We start from the raw sequence: 22,398 nt of genomic DNA, 5'->3' as shown, positions 1-22,398 counted from the left end.
ATACAGAGCAAATATTTATTTATGCATGTTGTTTAAAATGAATACTGTATTTTTAAAGCCAATTTTTTAATTAATTAATATCTTGCATCAAAACTATTTTAATAAAAGAATAATGAGTTTCAAATTTTGGTCATTTACTTCCACTTTTTTATCATTAGCTGTGTTTACTAGGGTCCTGGTTGCCAATTTTTATTTTTAGAGTTATTTTTATGCGGTAATTAATTAAAAAACACTAATCAATACAATAGTTTCTTTTAAGTGCAAACTAAACTTTACTACACCAAACTAAACCCAGAATTACGAATGAAGAACCTTTTACCGGTTAAATTTTTAATTGTATTTCTATCTCTCGTTTTCTTAAGCAAAGCAGTCGCACAAGTAAAATGTAAAATAGAAAATTACGCCACAGAAGATGGTCTTTCACATGATGTAATTAGAGACATCATAAAAGACAAGGAAGGTTTTATGTGGTTTGCCACATGGAACGGTATCAACCGATTTGACGGAAAAAATTTTGTTACTTACAAAGCAATAGCCGGAGACAATAACAGCCTGAGCAGTAACCGAATCGATATAATTAAGGAAGATGCTTTTGGCTACATCTGGCTCAGAGTATATGATAATCAGATTTACAGATTTGACAAAAGAACCGAATCATTTCTTTCTATTGCTGCTATCTTAGGAACCAGCAAAATTGAATTTGACACTATTATTACTGCTGATAATGGCAATGTCTGGCTAACTACTATTGGGAGTGGTATTTTTTTAGCACAAAAAAAACCGAACAATCAAATTAAGCTTACTCATTTTGAGCAAAATTCAAAAAATAATTCTTCGCTATCTTCCAATGACCTAAATTTTGTTTTTAAAGATGCTGATAATGCTGTGTGGATTGGTTCTGAAAAAGGATTAGATCATATCTCAAACTCTAAACAAGGATACAAAAGCAATACTATCTTAAAAAACAATGCTATAAAATGCTGTTTTGTACAAGGTAATAACACCTGGTTTGGAACTGATGATGGAGTTTTAATTTATTACAGTAAAATTCAAAAAAAGTATAAAAAAACAATTGTTTCAAAAAAAGCCATCAACGCTATAATAAAGTCCAAAAACGAGAATTTATTATTGATTACCACTGCCAAAGGAGAATTGATTACATTTAATACCGGAACTTTAAAAACAGAATCAACGCTTAAAGTTTCTGAATCGCCTCTACATCGAATTTATCAGGATAAAAAAGGCTTATTATGGATTGAACCCGACAAACACGGTGTTTTTATGGTAAAACCAAAAGAACGTAAAGTTGCTTTTTTTTCTCAACAGACAGATGCTTCTTTTTTGAAGCTAAAGCACAGTTTTGAAATTTTTGAAGACAATTTCAACAGGGTCTGGGTAAAATTAAAAGGTGGTGGTTTTGGATATTATAACGAAAAAACGAATCGTCTGGATTACTTCTTTAATAATCCTGAAGATGAAAATCAGAAGTTTTCAAATATAGTTACTACTATGTATTTTGATCCCGTTGGAATTCTCTGGATGAGTACCACCGACAGAGGAATTAATAAAATCATTTTCCAGAAAAACACTTTTCAGCAGCAGCTTTTAATACCCAACAGCAAAATCAAAACGGAAAATGAAATCAGGGCTGTCTTTTCAGATAAAAACAATCGATTATGGCTGTCATCAAAAGCAGGAAAATTAAAAATATATAAAGGAAATCAGGAATTAACAAACCCGTTTACTAATTATAAGGCAGATGAAATTGGTCTTGTATATTCCATCACAGGAGACTCCAAAGGGAATGTATGGCTAGGAACAAAAGGAAACGGTTTGTATAAAGCCACTCCTGTCAATTTACAAAATTCACAATACGTATTAAAGCAGTTTAAAACTGATAAAAACAACCCTGCAAGTATTAGCAGCAATGAAATCTATTCTGTTTTAGAAGACAAAAAAGGGCGAATCTGGATCGGTACGTATGACAACGGAATTAATTTACTGGAGAAAAAAAATGGTGAATTTAATTTTATACATCATTTTAAAAACTACCCAGCTATTGAATCCAACAAGGTCAGATATTTAGCTCAGGGGCATAAAGATCAAATCTGGGTTGCCACAACAAACGGATTAGTGACATTTAATCCTGAGGATTATAATCCTGCAAAACTAAAATTTTCCAGATATGAAAAGTTGTCTAAAGACAAATTCAGTCTTGGCAGTAATGATGTATTGTTTATCTTCAAAGATTCAGCTGATAAAATGTGGGTTTCGACAGCCGGCGGTGGACTCAGTCAGGTTATTGAAAAAGAGAATAGTCTAAAATTTAAAAACTTTACAAAAGAAGACGGCTTACCAAGTGATTTTATTCTGAGCATGGCAGAAGATGACCACAAAAACCTATGGCTGGCAACTGAAAATGGGATTTCAAAATTCAATTTGCAGCATCGTGTGTTTCGAAATTATGATTCTTACGATGGTTTGGTTAAAACAGGTTTTTCTGAATCAGCCGGTATAAAATTATTAAATGGCAATCTGGTTTTCGGAAGCAGGAACGGTTATTTAATTTTCGATCCAAAAAAAACAGAAAACCAAAAAACCAGCACAAAAATGGTTTTTACCGGTTTTGAAATCAACAATAAAAACTCAAATGTAAAATCGGCAGAATATCCTTTAGAAAGTAATATCAATTACAACAACAATATTCAGTTAAACTATACTGAAAATACTATTAGTATCTATTATGCGGTATTAGATTATAAATCAAACAACAAACAATTATACGCTTATCGGCTAAAAGGTCTTGATGATACATGGCACGAGGTAAAAAACCAAAAAAAGGCAACATTTACCAATTTACCACCGGGAGATTATGAGTTTGAAGTAAAATGCATAAATACAGAATTGTATACGGTTACTCCTCAGAAGAGTTTAGCTTTTACGATTGCTCCTCCTTTCTGGAAAACCAATTTTGCTTATTTTTTATATGCTGTCCTTATTCTGACAGCGCTCGAAATCGCCCGAAGAATATCCTTTTCAATGATTCGTCTGCGAAACGAAATTGTCGTAGAACAAAAAATGACCGAACTAAAATTAAGTTTTTTTACTAATATTTCCCATGAATTAAGAACTCCCCTTACCTTAATCGTTAATCCAATAAATGAAATTGCCAAAAGTGAAAAGTTAAGTCCCCTGGAAAGTGAATACATAGAGACCATAAGAAAAAATACGAACAGGCTCGTAAGATTTGTGAATCAGCTATTGGATTTTAGAAAAGTACAGAGTGGCAATGAACAACTTCATATTAAACCCATTGAACTGGTTTCTTTTGTGAATGAAATAAATACTTTGTTTTCTCAGGCGGCGTACGAAAAAAACATAAAAATTAAAACGGAAAGCAATACTGAAGTTCTTCTTGTAAATCTGGATAGGGCAAAAATAGATATTGTCATTTATAATTTGCTGTCTAATGCGATCAAATTTTCTCCGAATGACAGTATTATTACAGTTGAACTGAAATTAGAAAATGATACTGTTTTAAAAATAAATGTTTCAGATCAGGGCTCTGGTGTTAATGAAAACAATCTGAAAGATATTTTCAAACTTTACTACGAAACAGATTCAGGCAAAAATAAAAACGTAGGAACCGGAATTGGCCTTGCACTTTGCAAAGAATATGTTCAATTGCACCAGGGAATCATTTATGCTTTTAACAATGAAAGCGGAGGCCTGACGGTTTCTATAGCAATTGATTTAAATCAGGAAATCTTCCAAAACAACAGTTATAAGAAAAACTTATCTGAACATACATTAAAGAAACATTTCACAGAAAGTAAACAAAAGAGCGAAAATCAGGTTTTCCTGAATAATTCAAATGAGCACTTACCTGTAGTTCTTATTGTAGAAGACAATCCTGAATTAAGATCATTTTTAAAAAGTCAATTACAGCATTTTTACCAAATACTGGAAGCTGAAAACGGAAAAGCAGGTCTTGCAGTTGCTAAAAATAAACTTCCTGATTTAGTTTTGAGTGATGTTATGATGCCAGAAATGGACGGTATTGAATTGCTCGATGCCCTTAAAAACACAACAGAAACCAGTCATATTCCGGTTATTTTATTAACTGCAAAATCATCCGTAGAAAGCAAAATAGAAGGCTTGCATTACGGAGCAGATTATTATATCACTAAACCTTTTGATTCTGATTTTTTAATTGCTTCTATTGAAAATCTAATTAAATCCAGAAAGAAAATTTTCGAACAATTACAATCTAATATCAAAACAATTGAATTAGAACCCGGCGAAATAATTATTACGACTAAAGACGAACAGTTTTTAAAAGACATAATAACTATAGTGGAAGATAGCATGACGAATCCAAAATTCAATATTGATGTGATTGCAAATGCATTGAATATGTCAAGAGTAACGTTTAACAGAAAATTTAAAAGCCTTACCAGCATAACTCCTGTAGAATTTGTCAGCGAGATGCGCCTCAAAAGAGCCAAACAATATCTCGATGCAGGAGAAACAGATATTGCGAATGTTGCTTACAAAGCCGGATTTAATGGTGCAGGCTATTTTAGCACCTGTTTTAAGGAGTATTACAAAATATCTCCTTCTGATTATTTAAAGCAAAAACAATAAGTAAAACCATATTCTTATTGTGATAAATTCGAAAACAATGAAGTTAAGGTTTAAAAACAAATAGTTAAATAAATAATAAACTTGCCTCATTTTTGGTCTTCAAGGCTTGTAATCTTTGCCCAGCTGATCATAAAGCCGTAAATTTGCAAATCATAAATATTTGATTATTAACATGACAAAGCTTAAAAATATAAAAGTTGTAGTAAGCGACCTTGATGGAACTTTGCTCAACCCTCAACACCGAATTTCAGATTACACCAAATCCATTTTTCAGGAACTTCACAATCAAAATTATCTTATCATCGTTGCCACAGGCCGCCATCATCTTGATGCGATGGCAATTATTGACACTCTTGATGTGCCTGTTTACTTAGTAAGTTCAAACGGAGCCAGAATCCATTCACCTGAAAGAAAAGAATTGTTTTCTTTCAATTTAGACAGCGATGTTGTAAAAGCAGCTTTAAACGTTGAAATCGACCCTGAAATTACGGTTGTTTTATTCAAAGAAAATGTTTGGCAGACTAATAGGGTAAACGAAAGATTAAATGCTTTTCAGGCCGAATTAAAATACCGTCCCGAATTGGTTGATTATAAAAGTTTAGAAGATTTTGGTGCCATTAAAATCTTCTTCTCCTGCGATAATCATGAAAAATTAGTAAAACTGAAAGACGCTGTTTTGGCAAATTCTTCAGAACATTTACACCATGCATTTAGCTTACCTACTTGTCTTGAATTTATGGACAAAGCAGTCGATAAAGCCGTTGCAATTGAAAGAGTATTGGAGAAAGAAGGTTTTACTTTAGCCGAAACCGTTTCTTTTGGAGATGGTTTCAACGATGTCCAAATGTTATCAGCTACTGGTAAAGGTCTGATTATGGGAAATGCCCCTGTTTTATTAAAAGAAACCCTGCCAGATTTAGAAGTTATAAAAACCAATGCCGAAGATGGAGTAGCAAGATATATCGCTTCTAAAATTTTAAACAAAGAACTTGTAGAAGGCTAACCTAAAATATGTTTTTTAATCAAAATAGAGAATCCCTGAAACACTAATTCAGGGATTTTTTTTTATCAAACAGGCACTTTACAAAGAATTTTGTATAAAATCATTTTTTAATACTTTCATAATGTATTTTTGTTTTCTCAAATAATATTATAATGACAAGAAACATTTTTATCCTTGCCTTTACCTTTCTTTCAATTGTTGGAAATTGCCAAAAACTGAAGTTAGAAGAAATAATGAAAGGCGAATCTTTTATTGGAAATCAACCAACAAACGGACGCTGGTCTTTGGATGGAAAAAAGGTTTATTTTGAATGGAATCCGAAAGATGAATTAGGAACCAGTACTTATTTCTGGCAAAAAGGAATGGCTAAACCCGAAGTCGTTACACCAAAAGAAGCTTCATTTTCACAACTTGATTTTAAAACAAAACCGGGATCAGATATTGTTTTTTATTTAGATAAAGGAAGTCTGTATTCGTATTCTATTCAGTCAAAAAAAGTAAAAAAACTGATTCAGCAATCTGTTCCATTGAGTAATTTACAATTAGGAAGCCAGTCCGGGATTTTATTTTTTGAGCAAAACAATAATGTTTTTAAATACAATACAAAAGAAGGAATGGTTTTACAAATAACCAATTTTACTAAAGGATCTGAAAAGGAAAAAAAACCGGAAAAAGAAACTTATTTAAATACACAGCAAAAAGAGTTATTTCAGTTTATAAGAGACAAAGAAGCCAAAAAACAATGGAATCTCGCCAAAACCAAAGCCGTAAAATCTGATTTTGCAAAAGAATATTTTTACGGAAAAGATGATTTCTACAATTTAAAAGTGAATCCAAACGGAAATTTTGCTACTTTTTTGTTAGTGGGAGAAACCGAAGCTAAAAAAGAAAAAATGGAGGTTTTAATTACCGCCGATGGTTATAATCAGAGTCCGGATACGAAGGAAAAAGTTTCTGTTAATAATTTTGTAAAAACGAAATTCGGAATTTACTCTGTTGCAAAAGATTCGGTTTATTACGTGAATTTTTCAACGTTAAGCCATATTCAGGATACTCCGAAATATTACGAGCAATACGATAATCTGAAAAACAAAGCCAAAGAAGACAAACTGGTTGTAGCTCAGGCACCCGTTTATAACGAAAACGGCTCATTGGCAATTGTCGAAATCAGAAGTCAGGACAATAAAGACAGATGGCTGATAAATTTAAATCTTAACAAAGGAACTTTTGAAGAAATAGAATACCAGCATGACGAAGCCTGGATTGGTGGCCCGGGAATTCCTTCCTATTCATTTGATTCAGGAAATTTAGGTTTTTTATCCGATAATGAAACGATTTATTTTCAGTCGGAAGCTACAGGGTATTCGCATTTGTACACCTATAATATAAAAACGAAAAAGAAGACACAATTAACCAAAGGTAACTGGGAAGTTCGTGATGTAACTTTGTCTAAGGATAAAAAAATATTTTATCTGAGTACAAATAAGACACATCCGGGAAATAGAAATTTCTATAAATTAGCCGTTAAAGAAGGAGTTTTGCACCCGATTTTAACCAAAGACGGAGCACATGAAGTAGTCCTTTCACCAGACGAAAAATCACTTTTGGTTCGCTACTCCTATAAAAATGTTCCCTGGGATTTTTATGTTGCTGAAAACAAAAAGAATACAATATTACAGCAAGTTTCATCTTCGGTATCAGAAGATTTTAAAAAATACCAATGGAGAGAGCCGGAAATTATTACGTTTAAAGCACAAGACGGAACTCCGGTAAATGCAAGATTATATACTCCTAAAGCTGAAATTGCAAACAAAGCCGCAGTAATTTTTGTTCATGGTGCAGGATATCTTCAAAATGTACATAATTTTTGGAGTACATATTACAGAGAATATATGTTCCATAACCTGTTAACCGATTTGGGTTATACTGTTTTAGATATCGATTATAGAGGAAGTGATGGTTACGGCCGTGATTTTAGAACCGGAATTTACCGTTTTATGGGCGGGAAAGATTTATCGGATCATTTAGACAGTAAAAAAGTATTAGTTGAAAAATATGGTATTGATACCAACAGAGTCGGTATTTACGGCGGATCTTATGGCGGTTTTATCACTTTGATGGCAATGCTGACCACTCCGGGTGAATTTGCTTCTGGAGCTGCGCTGCGATCTGTTACAGACTGGGCACATTACAATCATGGCTATACCGGAAACATTTTAAATTTCCCTGAAACAGATCCTGAGGCATATACAAAGAGTTCTCCGATTTATTATGCAGACAACCTGAAAGGTAATTTAGTAATGCTGCACGGAATGGTTGATGACAATGTAGAATACAAAGATATTGTGCGTTTGTCTCAGCGTTTTATAGAATTGCAGAAAAAAAACTGGACTCTGGCTTCTTTCCCTGTTGAAGCCCACGGGTTCAAAGAAACCTATTCCTGGATTGATGAATACAGCCGAATCTTAAATTTATTCAATTCAACACTTTTAAAACAATAATTTTTTAGTTGATGGAAATTAGTTTTTAACAACAAAAACTTTTAACTAAAAACCATCAACGATTAACAATAGACTATCAACAAATAAACATTTGTTTGCTCTTTTAAATAGTTTTAAATTTGCATTCATAAAAAACAACACAACTATAAGGACAATGAGCAATACAATCACAACCACAAATTTTAATTTTCCGAATCAGAAATCAGTGTACCGCGGAAAAGTCAGAGAAGTTTACAATATCAACGACGAACTTTTGGTAATGGTAGCAACCGACAGGCTTTCGGCTTTTGATGTAGTTTTGCCAAAAGGAATTCCGTACAAAGGACAAATCCTGAATCAGATTGCAACCAAATTTATGGAATTGACAGAGGATATTGTTCCAAACTGGCTGATTGCAACTCCGGATCCAAACGTTGCTGTGGGACATTTATGCGAGCCTTTTAAAGTAGAAATGGTAATTCGCGGCTATCTTTCAGGCCATGCTGCCCGTGAATATGCTGCCGGAAGAAAACAAATCTGTGGCGTAACAATGGCTGAAGGATTAAAGGAAAATGATAAATTTCCTGAACCAATTATTACCCCAACTACAAAGGCAGATAACGGTTCTCATGATGAAGATATTTCACGTGAAGACATTCTAGCAAAAGGAATCGTTTCTGAAGAAGACTATATTGTTTTGGAGAAATTTACACGTGATTTATTTCAAAGAGGAACTGAAATTGCAGCAGAACGCGGTTTGATTTTAGTAGATACCAAATATGAATTTGGTAAAACAAAAGATGGTGTTATCGTTTTAATTGATGAAATTCATACGCCTGATTCTTCCCGCTATTTTTATGCTGATGGTTATCAGGAAAGACAAGACAAAGGCGAAGAACAAAAACAATTATCAAAAGAGTTTGTTCGTCGCTGGTTGATTGAAAACGGTTTTCAGGGGCAGGAAGGACAACAGATTCCTGAAATGACAGATGCTTACATCGAATCTGTTTCTGAAAGATATATAGAATTATACGAGAACATTTTAGGAGAAAAATTTGTTAAGGCTGATATTGACAATATTGACCAACGTATTGATAAAAACGTATTAGAATACCTTTCTTCTAAAGAGTAATTTTCGGGTTTAAACTAACAATTTAAACCATGATGAACATAATCACAAATAAAAAAAATGCCCTACTGTTCTTATTGATGACAGCAGGGCATTTTCTTTTTGCGCAAATTGACAAAAAGGCGACAAAAGAAACCAAAAACCTATATCAGAATCTTAAAGCCATTTCAAAAGAACATATTCTTTTTGGACATCAGCATGCGCTGGAATATGGACACGGCTGGTCCGGCGAATCAAATAAGTCGGATGTAAAATCAGTGACAGGTTCACATCCAGCCGTTATTGGAATTGATTTTAGTGATTTTTCAGGACAATCAAAAGAGAGGATTGAAAAAGAGAAAGAAAGACTTCGAAAAAATGTAGTTGATACTTATGAAAGAGGCGGAATTACCACTGTTGCCTGGCACTTTAATAATCCTGCATCGGATGGTGGTTTTTATTGGAAAGATGGAATTTCAACAGCTTCAGTTTCATTAATTAAACCTGGCGGCTCCCATCACGAACAATACAAAGAAATTTTAAAAACAATTGCGGATTTTGCCCATTCTGTAAAAGCAAAAGATGGTAAATTGTCACCCATGATTTTCAGACCTTACCATGAATTTGACGGCGATTGGTTCTGGTGGGGTAAAAAATATACTTCACGTGAAGATTTTATAGCTGTATGGCAATTTACGGTTTCGTATTTAAAAGATACCTTGGGAGTTCATAATTTTATTTATGCTTTCTCACCCGACAACCGATTTAACTCTGAAGAAGAATATTTGGAGCGTTATCCGGGAGATGATTTTGTAGATTTGGTTGGAATGGATGATTACGGTGATTTTGGACGTGATGGCAAATACGATCTGGAAGCTGCTAAAAAGAAACTTAAAATATTCTCTGATATTGCAATCAAAAAGAACAAATTAGCCGCTTTTACAGAAACAGGTTTAGAGTCAATTCCAAATCCTACATGGTGGACAGAAACCTTGTTAAAAACATTACAGTCAGAAAAATTAGAATTGGCTTATGTTTTAGTTTGGAGAAATGATCCTACAAGTCCAACACACTATTATGCACCTTTCCCGGGGCAGATTAGTGTTCCTGATTTTATAAAGTTTTATGAAGATCCTTATACTTTATTTGAGAATGATTTAAAAAACATCTACAAATAATATGCAGGTTTTAATCATAAATTCTGTGTTATTTTATACCTTCGCCACGCTAAAAAATTAACAATCTTTTTAGCGTTAAGTTTTTACATTTTAAACCACTTCCAAAATGAAGCAAAAAATATTTTTTACCTATATCTTATTAACCCATTTTTGCCTTTTTTCCTCACTTGCTATTTCTCAAACTACAGCTCCTACAACCAGTACAATGCCCCAAATATATTCAGGAAACGATAAAACTCTTTCAATTTTAAAAGTTACAGGAACAGATATCAAATGGTATAATGCAGCAAGAGGAGGCAGTTTATTAGCCGTTTCAACTTTTTTAACAGATAATACTACCTATTATGCCAGTCAGACTATTAATACTATAGAAAGTACTTCAAGATTGGCTGTAACTGTAAAAAATATTTCTGAAAATTCACAAACATTATCTACTGGAAGTACTGTTTCAAATTTAATTTCTACTCCTAGCCCGGGTAGCACACTAAAATGGTACACGAGTGATACTGAAACTACTGCCCTTAAAGATACTGACGAACTAAGTAATGGTGTGTACTACATAGAGCAGCTTAGTGGCGGTATAGAAACCTTAGGAAGTGGTTTTAATCATCCAAGCGACGTAGCTATTGAGCCTAATGGTAAAATTTTAATAGCGGATTATAATAATAATTTAGTCAAAAGAATGGATGCTGATGGAAGCAATATTGAAATTCTTGGAAGTGGTTTTAATCTTCCTTCTGCCATTGCAATTCAACCAAATGGACAAATTCTGATTTCAGATTCAGGCAATAATGTTATCAAAAAAATGGATGCTGATGGTAAACCAGCTTCAATAGTTACTATAGCAAGTGGTTTAAACAATCCTCGTGGTATTACTATACAGCCTAATGGTAAGTTATTAGTAGCAGATGCTCAAAATGGCCAGATTAAAAGAATGAATGTTGACGGAAGCAATCTAGAAACTTTTATAAGCACTTTTACTTTTCCTTACGATGTAACCATACAATCAGACGATAAAATTTTAGTAGTTGATACAGGTAAAAGTACAGTTAAGAGAATGATAGCTAATGGACAAGGTATTCCTGAAATTCTCGGAAGTGATTTTAAGTTTCCAAGAGCATTAGCCGTCCAGTCAAATGATAAAATTATAGTGGCTGACACATACAATAATGCAGTAAAAAGAATGGATTCAGATGGCACAAATATAGAATTACTGGGTAACGGATTTAATCTTCCTTATTCAATAGCAATTCAGCCAAATGGTAAAATTCTTGTAGCTGACTATGCAAATAATGCAATCAAACGCATTACCGAAAAAAGTACAAGCAACAGAGTGCCTATAACGGTAAACATTGCTAACTTAAATACGCTTGATTTTGATAATTATAATTTCAAATTCTACCCAAATCCAATTAGTGAAAATCTATTTTTTAATATAAACGAAAAAGCAATTGTTACAATATATGATCTTTCTGGAAGAAAAATAGCTGAAAAACAAATAGACGAAATAAATAACCAAATAAATTTTAGCAATACAAACTCCGGTATATATATACTAAACATTACCAGCGTAAAAGGAAAGACAAAATCAATAAAAGTGGTAAAAAAATAGAAATATTAAGAATTTAAAAGGCGAAGGTTTTAATTTAAACTACAAATTATAAAAGCACAATTCATTTAACATTTGAATTATGCTATTTCAGATTCAAATTTTATTCCTCCATTTTTGTCTTTAAATTTTGCAACCCTTTTTGCAAATCGTTTCCAATCATTTGATCCATTTTCATCATGGGTAACATAATATTCATCGGATATGGCATGACACCATTGATTCCCCATTTGACTTTGGTTTGATTTCCTGCCACAGCTTCTGTAGACATAAAACCAACAGCTGTATCATTCATTGGCTCTTTAAAACGCAGGGCAAAATCAATTCGTTTCCCTTGCGTTATTTTGGTTATTTCCTGTTCCCCCACTCCAACATCCTTAACATCGCTTTCCCAGGCAGAAATAGCACCAACAGTTCCGTCGGTACCTTTATAAGTTGTTTTCATTTTCGGATCAATATTGGCCCAGACACTAAATTCATTTTGATTTTTTAGATATTTAACATAATTAAAAATCGAATCAGCCGGTTTATTGATGGTTATTTCTCTTGTTACGGCATATTCTCCCGGCATAAAATAAGCCGCAATTAATACTACTGAAATAATTAAAATCAGGATAACTAAAGTTCTTTTGACAAATAACATAAGCTGTGATTTAAGTAGTTAGTAAAGTTTTTTATTAGTTAAAGTTAAAAAAGAAAAATTAAGATTTACAGTATTTTACTTTTTTTATAAGATTTTTTACATTTTTTTGATTTAAACTGTAACATATTGAGTTATTCGGCGTCTATATAGGAAACATGTAATTTAACATTTTTAAAAAGAAGACTGGGTATTATTAAATAAATGTTAAGAATTAGTTAAAACATAGTACCTTGTAATACACAATACAAAAATTAGATTACTTTTACATCAGAATTAAAAATCATCATCATTAATCAATCAACAAACAACAATCATTATGAAAAAATCAATCGTTTACTTGGGAGTAGCTTTAGTAGCTTTTACAAATGTTTCTTTAGCTTCAAATTTAAAGTCTTTCAATGGAGACAAAAAAGTAATCACTGCACCTTATGATGCATCACCGCTAAATGTGGCAATTTTAAAAGGTGATCTTCAAATCGTTTTGAAATTTATTGAATACGGCGCTGATGTAAATCAAATTTCAGAAGATATGACTCCTTTAATGACCGCTGCACGTTACAATAAAGCTGAAATTATTAAAATTTTATTGGCACAGGGAGCAAAACCTAATATTAAGAATGAAAAAGGTTTTACCGCTTTGAAATATGCAGAATTATCTAATGCAGCAGAAGCAGTTGCCATTTTGAAAGATGTGAAATAAAATCTCTGAAAATTTATAAAAGTTTGAGTTAGTAATTGAAACGACCTTCCTGAGCAGAAGGTCGTTTTATTTTTTAATAATGCAAAAAGCACCATTAAAAAAATAATGATGCTTTTCTTCTCAAATTAAAATAACCAACTATTACTATTTATTCAATTGGAGCATGTTTTTTACGATTGAATATCCAGAACAGAATTGGGAAAACCAACAAAGTCAAAACTGTAGCAGTGATTAATCCTCCAATAATTACAATGGCTAATGGTTTTTGTGACTCAGAACCAATTCCGGTTGAAATGGCTGCCGGCAGCAAACCAATCGAAGCCATCAAAGCTGTCATTACTACGGCTCTGGTTCTGGCTTTTACCCCCATGAAAATAGATTCTTCGAGAGAAAATTTAGCCTTGAGGTTATGATGAAATTCGGATATCAGGATAACTCCGTTTTGAATACAAATTCCGAGCAAGGCAATAAAACCAACTCCTGCTGAGATTCCAAAATTCATTCCCGTCAAGTGCAATGCTATTATTCCACCGATTATGGCAAACGGAACATTCGATAAAACAAGCAGCGAATCTTTTATATTTCCGAATAAGATAAACAGCAACACAAAAATCCCTATTAAACTGATGGGTACAACCTGAGCCAGACGGGCGCTTGCACGAACCTGATTTTCGAATTCACCTGTCCAGCCTGTTGTGTAACCCGCAGGCATTTTTACTTCGGCTACTTTTTCCTGTGCTTCAGCAATTGTACTTCCTAAATCGCGATCACGAACTGAGAATTTCACACCAATAAATCGTTTGGTATTGTCTCTGTAAATAAAGGCCGGACCTGTAACAGTTTTAATATCACAGATTTCTTTCAGGGGAATTTTGGCTCCGCTGATTGTTGGCACTTTTAATTCAGCCAAATCTTCTTCATCTTTTCTATATTCTTTGGAGAAACGAACCCTTACATCGAATTTCTTTTCGTCTTCATATTTTTGAGTGGCGGTTTTTCCTCCAAAAGCCAATTCTAAAACAGCCTGAGCGTCACCCAAAGTTACGCCGTAAGCCGCCATTTTCTCCCTGTCCAGAATCACACTGATTTCTGGCTGACCAACGTTTCTCAGAATTCCGACGTCTTTAATTCCTGGAATATTTTTAATTTTTTCCAGAACCTGATTCGATAATTCATCCAGTTTATCCAAATCATCTCCGTAGATTTTCACTGCATTTGAAGCTTTAAAACCTGCTACAGATTCGGCTACGTTGTCAATAACCGGCTGTGAATAATTATACGTAATTCCCTGATGCACTTTTAATTTCTGGTCCATTTCGTTAATCAGTTCATCCATATTGATTTTACGAGTCCATTCTGATTTAGGTTTTAAATCTACCTGAAGCTGTATAAATCCAAAACCGTTCGGGTCTGTTCCGTCATTGCTTCGGCCGGTTTGCGAAAGCACTTTTTTTACTTCCGGAAAAGTTTCCAGATCTTTTCTGATGAGTGCCGCTGTCTTAACACTCTCCGGAAGTGACGTACTCATTGGTAATTCTGCTGTTACCCACAAAGCCCCTTCGTTTAATTGAGGCAAAAATTCAGTTCCTAAAAACGAAGCGGAAAAGAAGGTTACCGCAATAATCGAAATTGAAATAACTAACGATTTTATTTTGTGTTTAAATGTCCAGGCAAAACCTTTGCCTACAATTCGGTCCCAAAAATTCACAAAAGGATTGTTTTTTTCTTTTACATTTTTGTTTAAAAGAATATGTGACAAAACCGGTACGAGTGTCAAAGTGAAAAGTAAAGCTCCCATTAAAGCAAAACCTAGCGTAAAGGCCAAAGGCGAGAACATTTTTCCTTCTACTTTCTGGAAAGAAAATATCGGTAGTAAAGCCGTAATGATGATTAACTTAGAAAAGAAGATGGCTTTACCCATTTCTGTTCCGGTTTTTTTGATCAGGCTTCCTTTTGCAATTTTATTGTAAGCTGTCATTCCTAATTGATGCGCACGATGATCCAAAACCACAAACAATCCTTCGACCATCACCACCGCACCGTCAATAATAATTCCGAAATCGACCGCTCCCAGACTTAGCAGATTAGCGCTCATTCCCATCATTTTCAGACATAAAAAAGCAAACAATAAAGAAAGCGGAATCACAATCGAAACTGTAAAAGTAGTCCTCCAGTCGGCCATGAAAAGAAACACAACACAGGTAACCAGAATAATTCCTTCGAATAAATTGTGCATTACCGTTTCTGTCGTGAAATTCATCAGATTATCACGATCGTAAAAAGTTTCTATTTTAATATCTTTCGGCAGTACATTTTCATTTAAGTCTTTGATTTTATCTTTGATTAAAGCCAAAGTTTCCTGCGCATTTTCGCCTTTACGCATCACGACAATCCCTTCTACGGCATCATCATTTTTGCCAATACCCGTCTGTCCTACTCTTGGCATGGAACTTTCGTAAACTGAAGCTACGTTTTTAACCAAAATTGGATTTCCGCCCGCCTGATCCACAATGATGTTTTCAATATCTTTTCGGGATTTTAAAAGTCCGACTCCACGAACCACAAATGCCTGTCCATTTTTTTCAATGATATCACCACCAACATTTAAGTTTCCTGCATCCACAGCATTGTAAACCTGAAGCGGCGTAATATTGTATTTTGCTAATTTAACGGGATCAACACCCACTTCGTACGTTTTAGTCTGACCTCCAAAAACATTCAAATCGGCCACACCAGGAACAGAACGAAGCTGTTTGTCGATTACCCAGTTTTGATAGGTTAATAATTCACGACTGTCACGGCTGTCACTTTTTACAATGTATCTGAAAATTTCTCCAGTTGGTCCATAAGGTGGTTGTACATCAGGTTCGACATCATCAGGCAACGTAACATTTTTTAGCAAATTATTGACCTGAAAACGCGCAAATGTATCATCTACCCCATCATCAAAAATGATTTTGATAACCGATAATCCAAACATGGTAATACTTCGTACACTGGTCTTTTTCTGAACCGAGTTCATGGAGATTTCGATAGGAGAAGTTACAAAACGTTCTACTTCCTCAGCACTTTTTCCGTTCCATTGTGTAATGATGATAATCTGGGTATTCGTTACATCAGGAAAAGCATCAATGGGCATATTTTTGAAGGAAATAAATCCTGCAACGGCCAGTAATCCTACCCAAAAAAAGGTAAATGCTTTATTCTTAAGCGAAAAAGCAATAATATTTCGTATGAATTTGTTCATGTCTTATTCGTTTAAAGCACGGTAAATAAATAGCTGATTATTCGTGATGACTTTTTCATTTTCTTTTAAACCACTTGAGATGTAGGTAGTTTTTCCAACCACCCGGTAAACCTCAACTTGTCTCGTTTCGATGTTATTTCGGTCTTTGAAAATCATGACGAAGTTTTTACTTTTATCGAAAACAATAGCATCACTCGGAATTGCAATCATCGATTTATCTTCTTTAAAAGACAATTTGATGTTGGCATTCATATCCGGTTTCAGTAAAAATCCCGGGTTTTGCAGTTTAACTCTCGCCTGCATTGCCTTGGTTTCCGGATCAATCACGTTAAAAATTTTATCTACTTTTCCTTTAAAAACCTGATCAGGATAACTTAAAGTCGTAACATCTGCATCGATTCCTAATTTTACTTTATTAATGTCGATTTCGTTAATGTTTGCCATTGCCCAGACTTCGCTTATTTCGGCAATGTCAAAAATATTTTCTGAGCGGTCAGAGCGCAAAAGCATATCCTGATTGATGCTTTTTTGAATCACAAAACCACTGATTGGTGCTGTTACTTCGTAAATGGAACCAGCTTTAATGTTGTAGATTTTATACGTTTCCTGAACTTTGCTTAATTGAGACTGTGCTTTATTCACCTCAGATTTGGCCTGAAGCACATCGCTTTCAGAATTTAATTTTCCGTCAAATAATTCCTGAGCCACTTTCAGGTTATTTTTGGCAACCAGCAAATCACTTTTGGCATCGAGCGATTGTTTTTCAAAATCTGCAATGTCAGTACTTTTTATAGTTGCGAGCACCTGCCCTTTTTTCACATAATCTCCAAGCTCTACATTTACCTTGATTACGTTTCCCCCTACAAGCGGATAAACATCGATCATTTTATTGTTGTCGGCCGTAATTTTACCGTAAAAACTCAATTCGTTTGTTACGGGCTGTGTTTGAGCAACTGCCGTTGTTGTCGTTTTTAGCATGTTATCGCTTAAAGCAAAAGAGGTATTAATCTGCGGATTTTCTACTTCTTTTTTACAGCCTGCGATGGATAAACTCACAATTGCAATTCCTATAATTAATTTATGTTTCATTTTATTTCGTTTTAAAATAAGTCTTTATTGATTGTACTGTTTAATTCTTCTGCAGACAGCGCCAGTTTTTTCTTTAACTCGTTTACCTGAATATTTGCCTGATTGTAGCTTTCCATAAAATCTGTAAATTCTAATAAGCTAATGTTTCGCTTTTGAAAATTGGTTAGGATTCCGTTATAAACGGCTTCAAAATCTGAATTCACGGTTGGTTTTATCACGACATAGTTTTTACGGGATTCTTCCCATTTATTCCAGGCGGATGTAATTTCGGTCTGAAGCTGTAATTCGAAATTCTGCTTTTCAATTTTTGATTGCTCCAGAATGGTCTTGGCGTACTTGATATTTCCTTTATTTTGATTCCAAAGCGGCAACGGAATTCCAACGGTAACATTTGCTTCATTATTAAAAGCGCCGCTTCGCTGATCGTATTTGGCTCCTAAAGTGATATCCGGAACCGAAAGCGATTTTTGCCATTTTACGTTCAGTTCATTGGCATCGATTTCTTTTTGTTTCGCCAGATAATCCGGTCGATTAGCAATGGCTTCATTTTCAAAAGATTTTAAATCGAAATCAATCGTTTTTAAGTATTTGCTGAATTCGTCTTTTGAAACATTCGGAACAATTTCTTCGGTAGAATTCATAAGCAATTTCAAATTCGCCTGTTCTTCTATATTGTTATTTACTACTTCCATTCGCTCGTTCTTAAAATTTAGATAAAGCGATTGCAGACGCACAACATCTTTCAAAGGAATATTCCCTTTTTGCGCCTGAATGGAGTACGAATTGATTAAATCTTCAATATGAGCCAATTGTTTGTCTGTGGTTTCCAGACTTTTTGTATTGTAATAAACTGTGTAAAAACTTTTACGTAATTGCAGTTTCAGCGTTCTGAGCAAATCATTGAATTGAAGTTCTGCCAGCTGTTCATTGGTTTTCGCTAATTTTACTTCATTACGTTTTTTTCCGCCCAGATAAATCAGCTGTTCGATGCCAAATACCTTCTGGCCTTGTTTCCCGATATCAAAATATTTATCACGATCCGGATTGTAAGCGTTCAGTTCTGCGGAAATCACTGGGTTGTCCCAAATGCGAGCCTGAATAGTCAACGCTTTTGAGGCATCGACGTTGTAATGTGAAGCCAGCAGAAAGAGGTTGTTTTTTAGAAACTGACTTTCACAATCTTCTAAAGTGACTGTTTTTTGAGCCAGAACCATCTGATTCATGGCAATCAGCAGCAATAATGCAAATAACTTTTTCATCGTATCATTTTTATTTGATACAAATATGCTATTGCAAGACTTTAAGACACCTTAAGAAAGACCTTAAAAAGTGCTTAAAAAAATTGAAAACTGATGAATTTTAAGTCCGAAAGAGCTTCGACTAAGTTTATCCTGAGCGAAGCCGAATGGACTCAGCCTGACACTTCTTTTAATTAAATACAATAGGTTTACTAATGAAAAATCAATTCGAATAAATTGGTCTTTTCTTCTGGTACGCTATACCTGATTTTTGCATTATGAAGTATTAAAACCCGGTTTACAATACGCAACCCCAGTCCGAAACCGGAAGTTCCTTTTGAATTTTCGCCACGCATAAAAGGCTGGAAAAGATTTTTCTGTTCCTTTTCACTCAGCGTTTTTCCGGTATTTAAAACCGAGATGACCAAATGATTTTCCTGAGTACTAATTTTGACTTTTGCCTGTTTGTTGTCAGCATAAACACAGGCATTTTTTAGAACATTACTTATAGCAATTTCCAAAAGGTTTTTATTTCCTTTGATTTCTAAAGCCGTATCCAGATTCTCACTTTCTTCTATTTCAAAAAGAATAACAAAATCAGGAAAGGTTTTATTTAAATTTTCTATCGACGAAAACAGAATTTCATCCATTCTGTGAATTTCATCGTTGCCGGTCACATTGGTGTCTATTTTTGACAATACCAGTAAAGAATGAATCAGTTCTGACAAATGATTGACATCTGATAAAATAGTGTTTAAAAAAGTTTTTCCTTTAGCGGATGTTCCCGAATCGGCAATTGTATTTTCAATTTGCGCTGTTATTCTCGACAAAGGAGTTCTGAGTTCATGAGAAGCGTGAGCCGTAAATTCTTTTTGTTTTTGATACGAAACCTCGATTCTGTCCATCATAAAATTGAACTCATTGGCAATCAGATCAATTTCGTTTTTATTGCTTTTGGATTCAACACGGGTATCGAGATTATTCTCATTTATATTTTTAATTTTTTGATGAAAAATACTTAACGGATTCATGGCTTTTTTCACCATTAAAGAAGTCAAAACCCAACAAATACAGGTAAAAAAGATATAAGATATAATTAAGGTATATCGTAAAAAAAGTAATTTTCGTTTGCCATAATCATCTGTTGCTGATATTAAGGCATAAAAATCTTTGTCTTTGGTATCATAAAAAACACCGTAAACTTCGTAATCTCCCTGTTGTTTAAAAAACGTTTTGTGCTTTTTAAGGTATTTCAAATCATTAACAGACCAGTCAATTTTGGCATCGTCAATACTACTGTAGATGAGTTTGAAATGGGAATCGAAAACCAGTGTTTTTTCATCATATAATTTATTTATTGAATTCTGGTCAATCATTTTTAAAAGCTGATCGTCAATTTCTTTTACATTTACCAAAAGCTTAATATTCGAAAGTGCTTTTATTTCTAAACGATCCCGAAATTCTTCCTTTCTAAAATTAGAATACAAAACAAAAATCACAGTCGAAGCCAGCCCAAAAAGGATTGTAAAGAGCAGACTTACTAAAAGTGATATCCTGTTTTTTAATGTCATTCCTGATCGCTTAGATAATATCCGTAGCCAATTTTAGTCCGGATTAGTTTTGTTTCGTGGTCTTTGTCGATTTTTTTTCGAAGAAAATTAATGTAAACTTCAATGGTATTCTGATTGGTTTCTATATGATAATCCCACAGTTTTTCGGCTATGAATTGTTTTGAAAGCACTTTTCCTTTGGCCTGAGCCAAAATCAGGATTAGTTTGAATTCTTTAGGCGTAAGTTTGATTTCTTCGTCTGCGCGAAAAACTTTCATTTCGGATTCAGCAATTTCCAGATCCTGAATTACAATTTTATCTTCTGCCTGCTGCGGAATTTCTTTTCGTCTTAAAAGAGAAGAAATCCTGGCGTATAATTCTTCAAAATGAAAAGGCTTTACCAGATAATCATCGGCTCCACTATCAAAAGAAGCCAGTTTGTCTTCGATTTCACTAAAAGCAGTCAGCATGATTATGGGCGTTTTTTTATCGACTTCCCGAATCTTTTTACAAACTTCAATTCCGTTTATACCCGGAACATTGATGTCGAGAATGATCAGATCATAATCATACGGAAAATATTTCCTTAACAGCAATGCACCATCATAATAAGGAACACACTCGAAATGTTTTGAAGCAAAGAACACAGCTATTTCTTTGGATAAAGTAAAATCGTCTTCGAGCAGTAAAATTTTCATGCTTGTTTTTTATTAGTTAATTCGGCTATCGTAAAACAACCGAATTAACGTTTTAAATGATTTCTTATTTAAAATAAGAAAAAGTTTCATTGTTTTCAATTTTCAATAATGATTCATAAATCAGCTGAATCACATTTTCAACATCTTCTTTGTGGACCATTTCTACGGTTGTGTGCATATAACGCAATGGCAGTGAAATCAATGCAGAAGCTACGCCTCCATTACTGTAAGCGAAAGCATCTGTATCAGTTCCTGTAGCTCTGGAAGTTGCATGACGCTGAAACGGAATTTTGTTTTCTTCGGCTGTGTTTACAATTAAATCTCGTAAATTATTTTGTACTGCCGGAGCATAAGCTATCACCGGACCTTTGCCAATTTTAAGATCGCCTTCGACTTTTTTATCAATCATTGGTGTTGTAGTATCATGGCAAACATCGGTAACTATGGCAACGTTTGGTTTGATGCGCTGCGAAATCATTTCGGCACCACGAAGACCAATTTCTTCCTGAACAGAATTCACAATGTACAAACCAAAAGGAAGCGTTTTATTATTCTCTTTCAGCAAACGTGCTACTTCAGCAATCATAAAACCGCCCATTCTGTTGTCAATGGCACGACAGACAAATTTATTTTCGTTTAAAATCATAAATTCATCAGGATAGGTAATCACACAGCCTACATGAACTCCAAGAGCTTCAACCTGTTCTTTGGTTTCACATCCTAAATCAATAAAGATATTGCTTAACTTCGGAATTTCTTCCTTATCACGCAAACGCGTGTGAATCGCCGGCCATCCAAAAACACCTTTTACAATTCCTTTTTTGGTATGAATATTTACTCTTTTTGAAGGCGCAATCTGGTGATCGGATCCTCCATTTCTAATTACATATATCAGACCGTCTTCTGTAATATAGTTTACATACCACGAAATCTCATCAGCATGCCCTTCAATTACCACTTTGAATGGAGCATCCGGATTGATAACACCAACAGCTGTCCCGTAAGTATCAGTAATAAAAGTGTCTACATAAGGTTCCAGATAATTCATCCAGATTTTTTGTCCTTCGCTTTCGTAACCAGTCGGTGAAGCGTTATTTAGGTAGCTTTCTAAAAAAGCGATTGAGGTATCATTTAAGATAGATTTTGTACTCATGAAAATATTTTTTTGCTAATTTATAAATTTGGTATTACAGTTGTGTATATAATGT

Annotated in this window: 14 protein-coding genes; 7 read left to right on the top strand and 7 right to left on the bottom strand. The window is 34.1% G+C overall.

The genetic code is table 11. From position 1 onward, the window contains the following. The first annotated feature begins 303 nt into the window (after nucleotides 1-303). The 6 genes from FLV_RS14255 (at nucleotide 304) to FLV_RS14230 (ending at nucleotide 12,028) form a co-directional block, all read left to right on the top strand. Complete coding sequence (locus FLV_RS14255) at nucleotides 304-4,647, top strand: two-component regulator propeller domain-containing protein (RefSeq protein ID WP_243234786.1); 4,344 nt, start codon at nucleotides 304-306, stop codon at nucleotides 4,645-4,647. A 172-nt stretch (nucleotides 4,648-4,819) separates the two neighbouring features. Beyond that, the gene (locus FLV_RS14250) at nucleotides 4,820-5,650 is read left to right on the top strand and encodes a Cof-type HAD-IIB family hydrolase (protein ID WP_243234784.1); all 831 of its coding nucleotides are present in this window, start codon (nucleotides 4,820-4,822) and stop codon (nucleotides 5,648-5,650) included. Nucleotides 5,651-5,802: 152 nt separating this feature from the next. Further along, complete coding sequence (locus FLV_RS14245; protein WP_243234778.1) at nucleotides 5,803-8,151, top strand: S9 family peptidase; 2,349 nt, start codon at nucleotides 5,803-5,805, stop codon at nucleotides 8,149-8,151. 154 nt (nucleotides 8,152-8,305) lie between these two features. After that, entirely contained in the window at nucleotides 8,306-9,262 is a 957-nt protein-coding gene (locus tag FLV_RS14240; protein WP_243234775.1) for a phosphoribosylaminoimidazolesuccinocarboxamide synthase, read from the top strand. A gap of 29 nt (nucleotides 9,263-9,291) precedes the next feature. Next, complete coding sequence (locus tag FLV_RS14235; protein WP_243234773.1) at nucleotides 9,292-10,416, top strand: glycoside hydrolase family 26 protein; 1,125 nt, start codon at nucleotides 9,292-9,294, stop codon at nucleotides 10,414-10,416. A gap of 106 nt (nucleotides 10,417-10,522) precedes the next feature. Continuing rightward, a complete protein-coding gene (locus FLV_RS14230) occupies nucleotides 10,523-12,028 on the top strand; it encodes a T9SS type A sorting domain-containing protein (RefSeq protein WP_243234772.1) in 1,506 nt (501 codons plus the stop codon). Nucleotides 12,029-12,128: 100 nt separating this feature from the next. Here the strand turns inward: FLV_RS14230 and FLV_RS14225 are convergent, their stop codons facing one another. Continuing rightward, the gene (locus FLV_RS14225) at nucleotides 12,129-12,668 is read right to left on the bottom strand and encodes an SRPBCC family protein (protein ID WP_243234765.1); all 540 of its coding nucleotides are present in this window, start codon (nucleotides 12,666-12,668) and stop codon (nucleotides 12,129-12,131) included. Between the two features lie 316 nt (nucleotides 12,669-12,984). Between FLV_RS14225 and FLV_RS14220 the strand changes: the two genes are divergently transcribed. After that, nucleotides 12,985-13,368, top strand: coding sequence for an ankyrin repeat domain-containing protein (locus FLV_RS14220; protein WP_243234764.1), 384 nt, complete (start codon nucleotides 12,985-12,987; stop codon nucleotides 13,366-13,368). Between the two features lie 148 nt (nucleotides 13,369-13,516). On the opposite strand, the gene FLV_RS14215 is transcribed toward FLV_RS14220, so the two are convergent. From FLV_RS14215 to FLV_RS14190, 6 genes are all read right to left on the bottom strand, one after another. Further along, nucleotides 13,517-16,615 (bottom strand): efflux RND transporter permease subunit, encoded by a 3,099-nt coding sequence (locus FLV_RS14215; RefSeq protein WP_243234762.1) that lies wholly within the window; start codon nucleotides 16,613-16,615, stop codon nucleotides 13,517-13,519. 3 nt (nucleotides 16,616-16,618) lie between these two features. Continuing rightward, the gene (locus tag FLV_RS14210; protein ID WP_243234761.1) at nucleotides 16,619-17,704 is read right to left on the bottom strand and encodes an efflux RND transporter periplasmic adaptor subunit; all 1,086 of its coding nucleotides are present in this window, start codon (nucleotides 17,702-17,704) and stop codon (nucleotides 16,619-16,621) included. Between the two features lie 11 nt (nucleotides 17,705-17,715). Next, nucleotides 17,716-18,963, bottom strand: a complete 1,248-nt coding sequence (locus FLV_RS14205) for a TolC family protein (RefSeq protein ID WP_243234760.1) — start codon at nucleotides 18,961-18,963, stop codon at nucleotides 17,716-17,718. 191 nt (nucleotides 18,964-19,154) lie between these two features. After that, entirely contained in the window at nucleotides 19,155-20,513 is a 1,359-nt protein-coding gene (locus tag FLV_RS14200) for a sensor histidine kinase (RefSeq protein WP_243234759.1), read from the bottom strand. Continuing rightward, nucleotides 20,510-21,190 carry a response regulator transcription factor gene (locus FLV_RS14195; protein WP_243234758.1) on the bottom strand — a complete coding sequence of 227 codons (681 nt, stop codon included), beginning with the start codon at nucleotides 21,188-21,190 and terminating at the stop codon, nucleotides 20,510-20,512. The genes FLV_RS14200 and FLV_RS14195 overlap by 4 nt, the downstream gene beginning before the upstream one ends. Nucleotides 21,191-21,254: 64 nt before the next feature. Then, complete coding sequence (locus FLV_RS14190) at nucleotides 21,255-22,343, bottom strand: M42 family metallopeptidase (protein ID WP_243234757.1); 1,089 nt, start codon at nucleotides 22,341-22,343, stop codon at nucleotides 21,255-21,257. Nucleotides 22,344-22,398: the final 55 nt, after the last annotated feature.

Origin of the sequence: Flavobacterium pectinovorum (assembly GCF_022802975.1) — a bacterium.
Taxonomy (GTDB): Bacteria; Bacteroidota; Bacteroidia; order Flavobacteriales; family Flavobacteriaceae; genus Flavobacterium; species Flavobacterium pectinovorum_B.
Note: the sequence above shows the minus strand (reverse complement) of the source record. Positions and strands in the feature narration are given on the sequence as shown.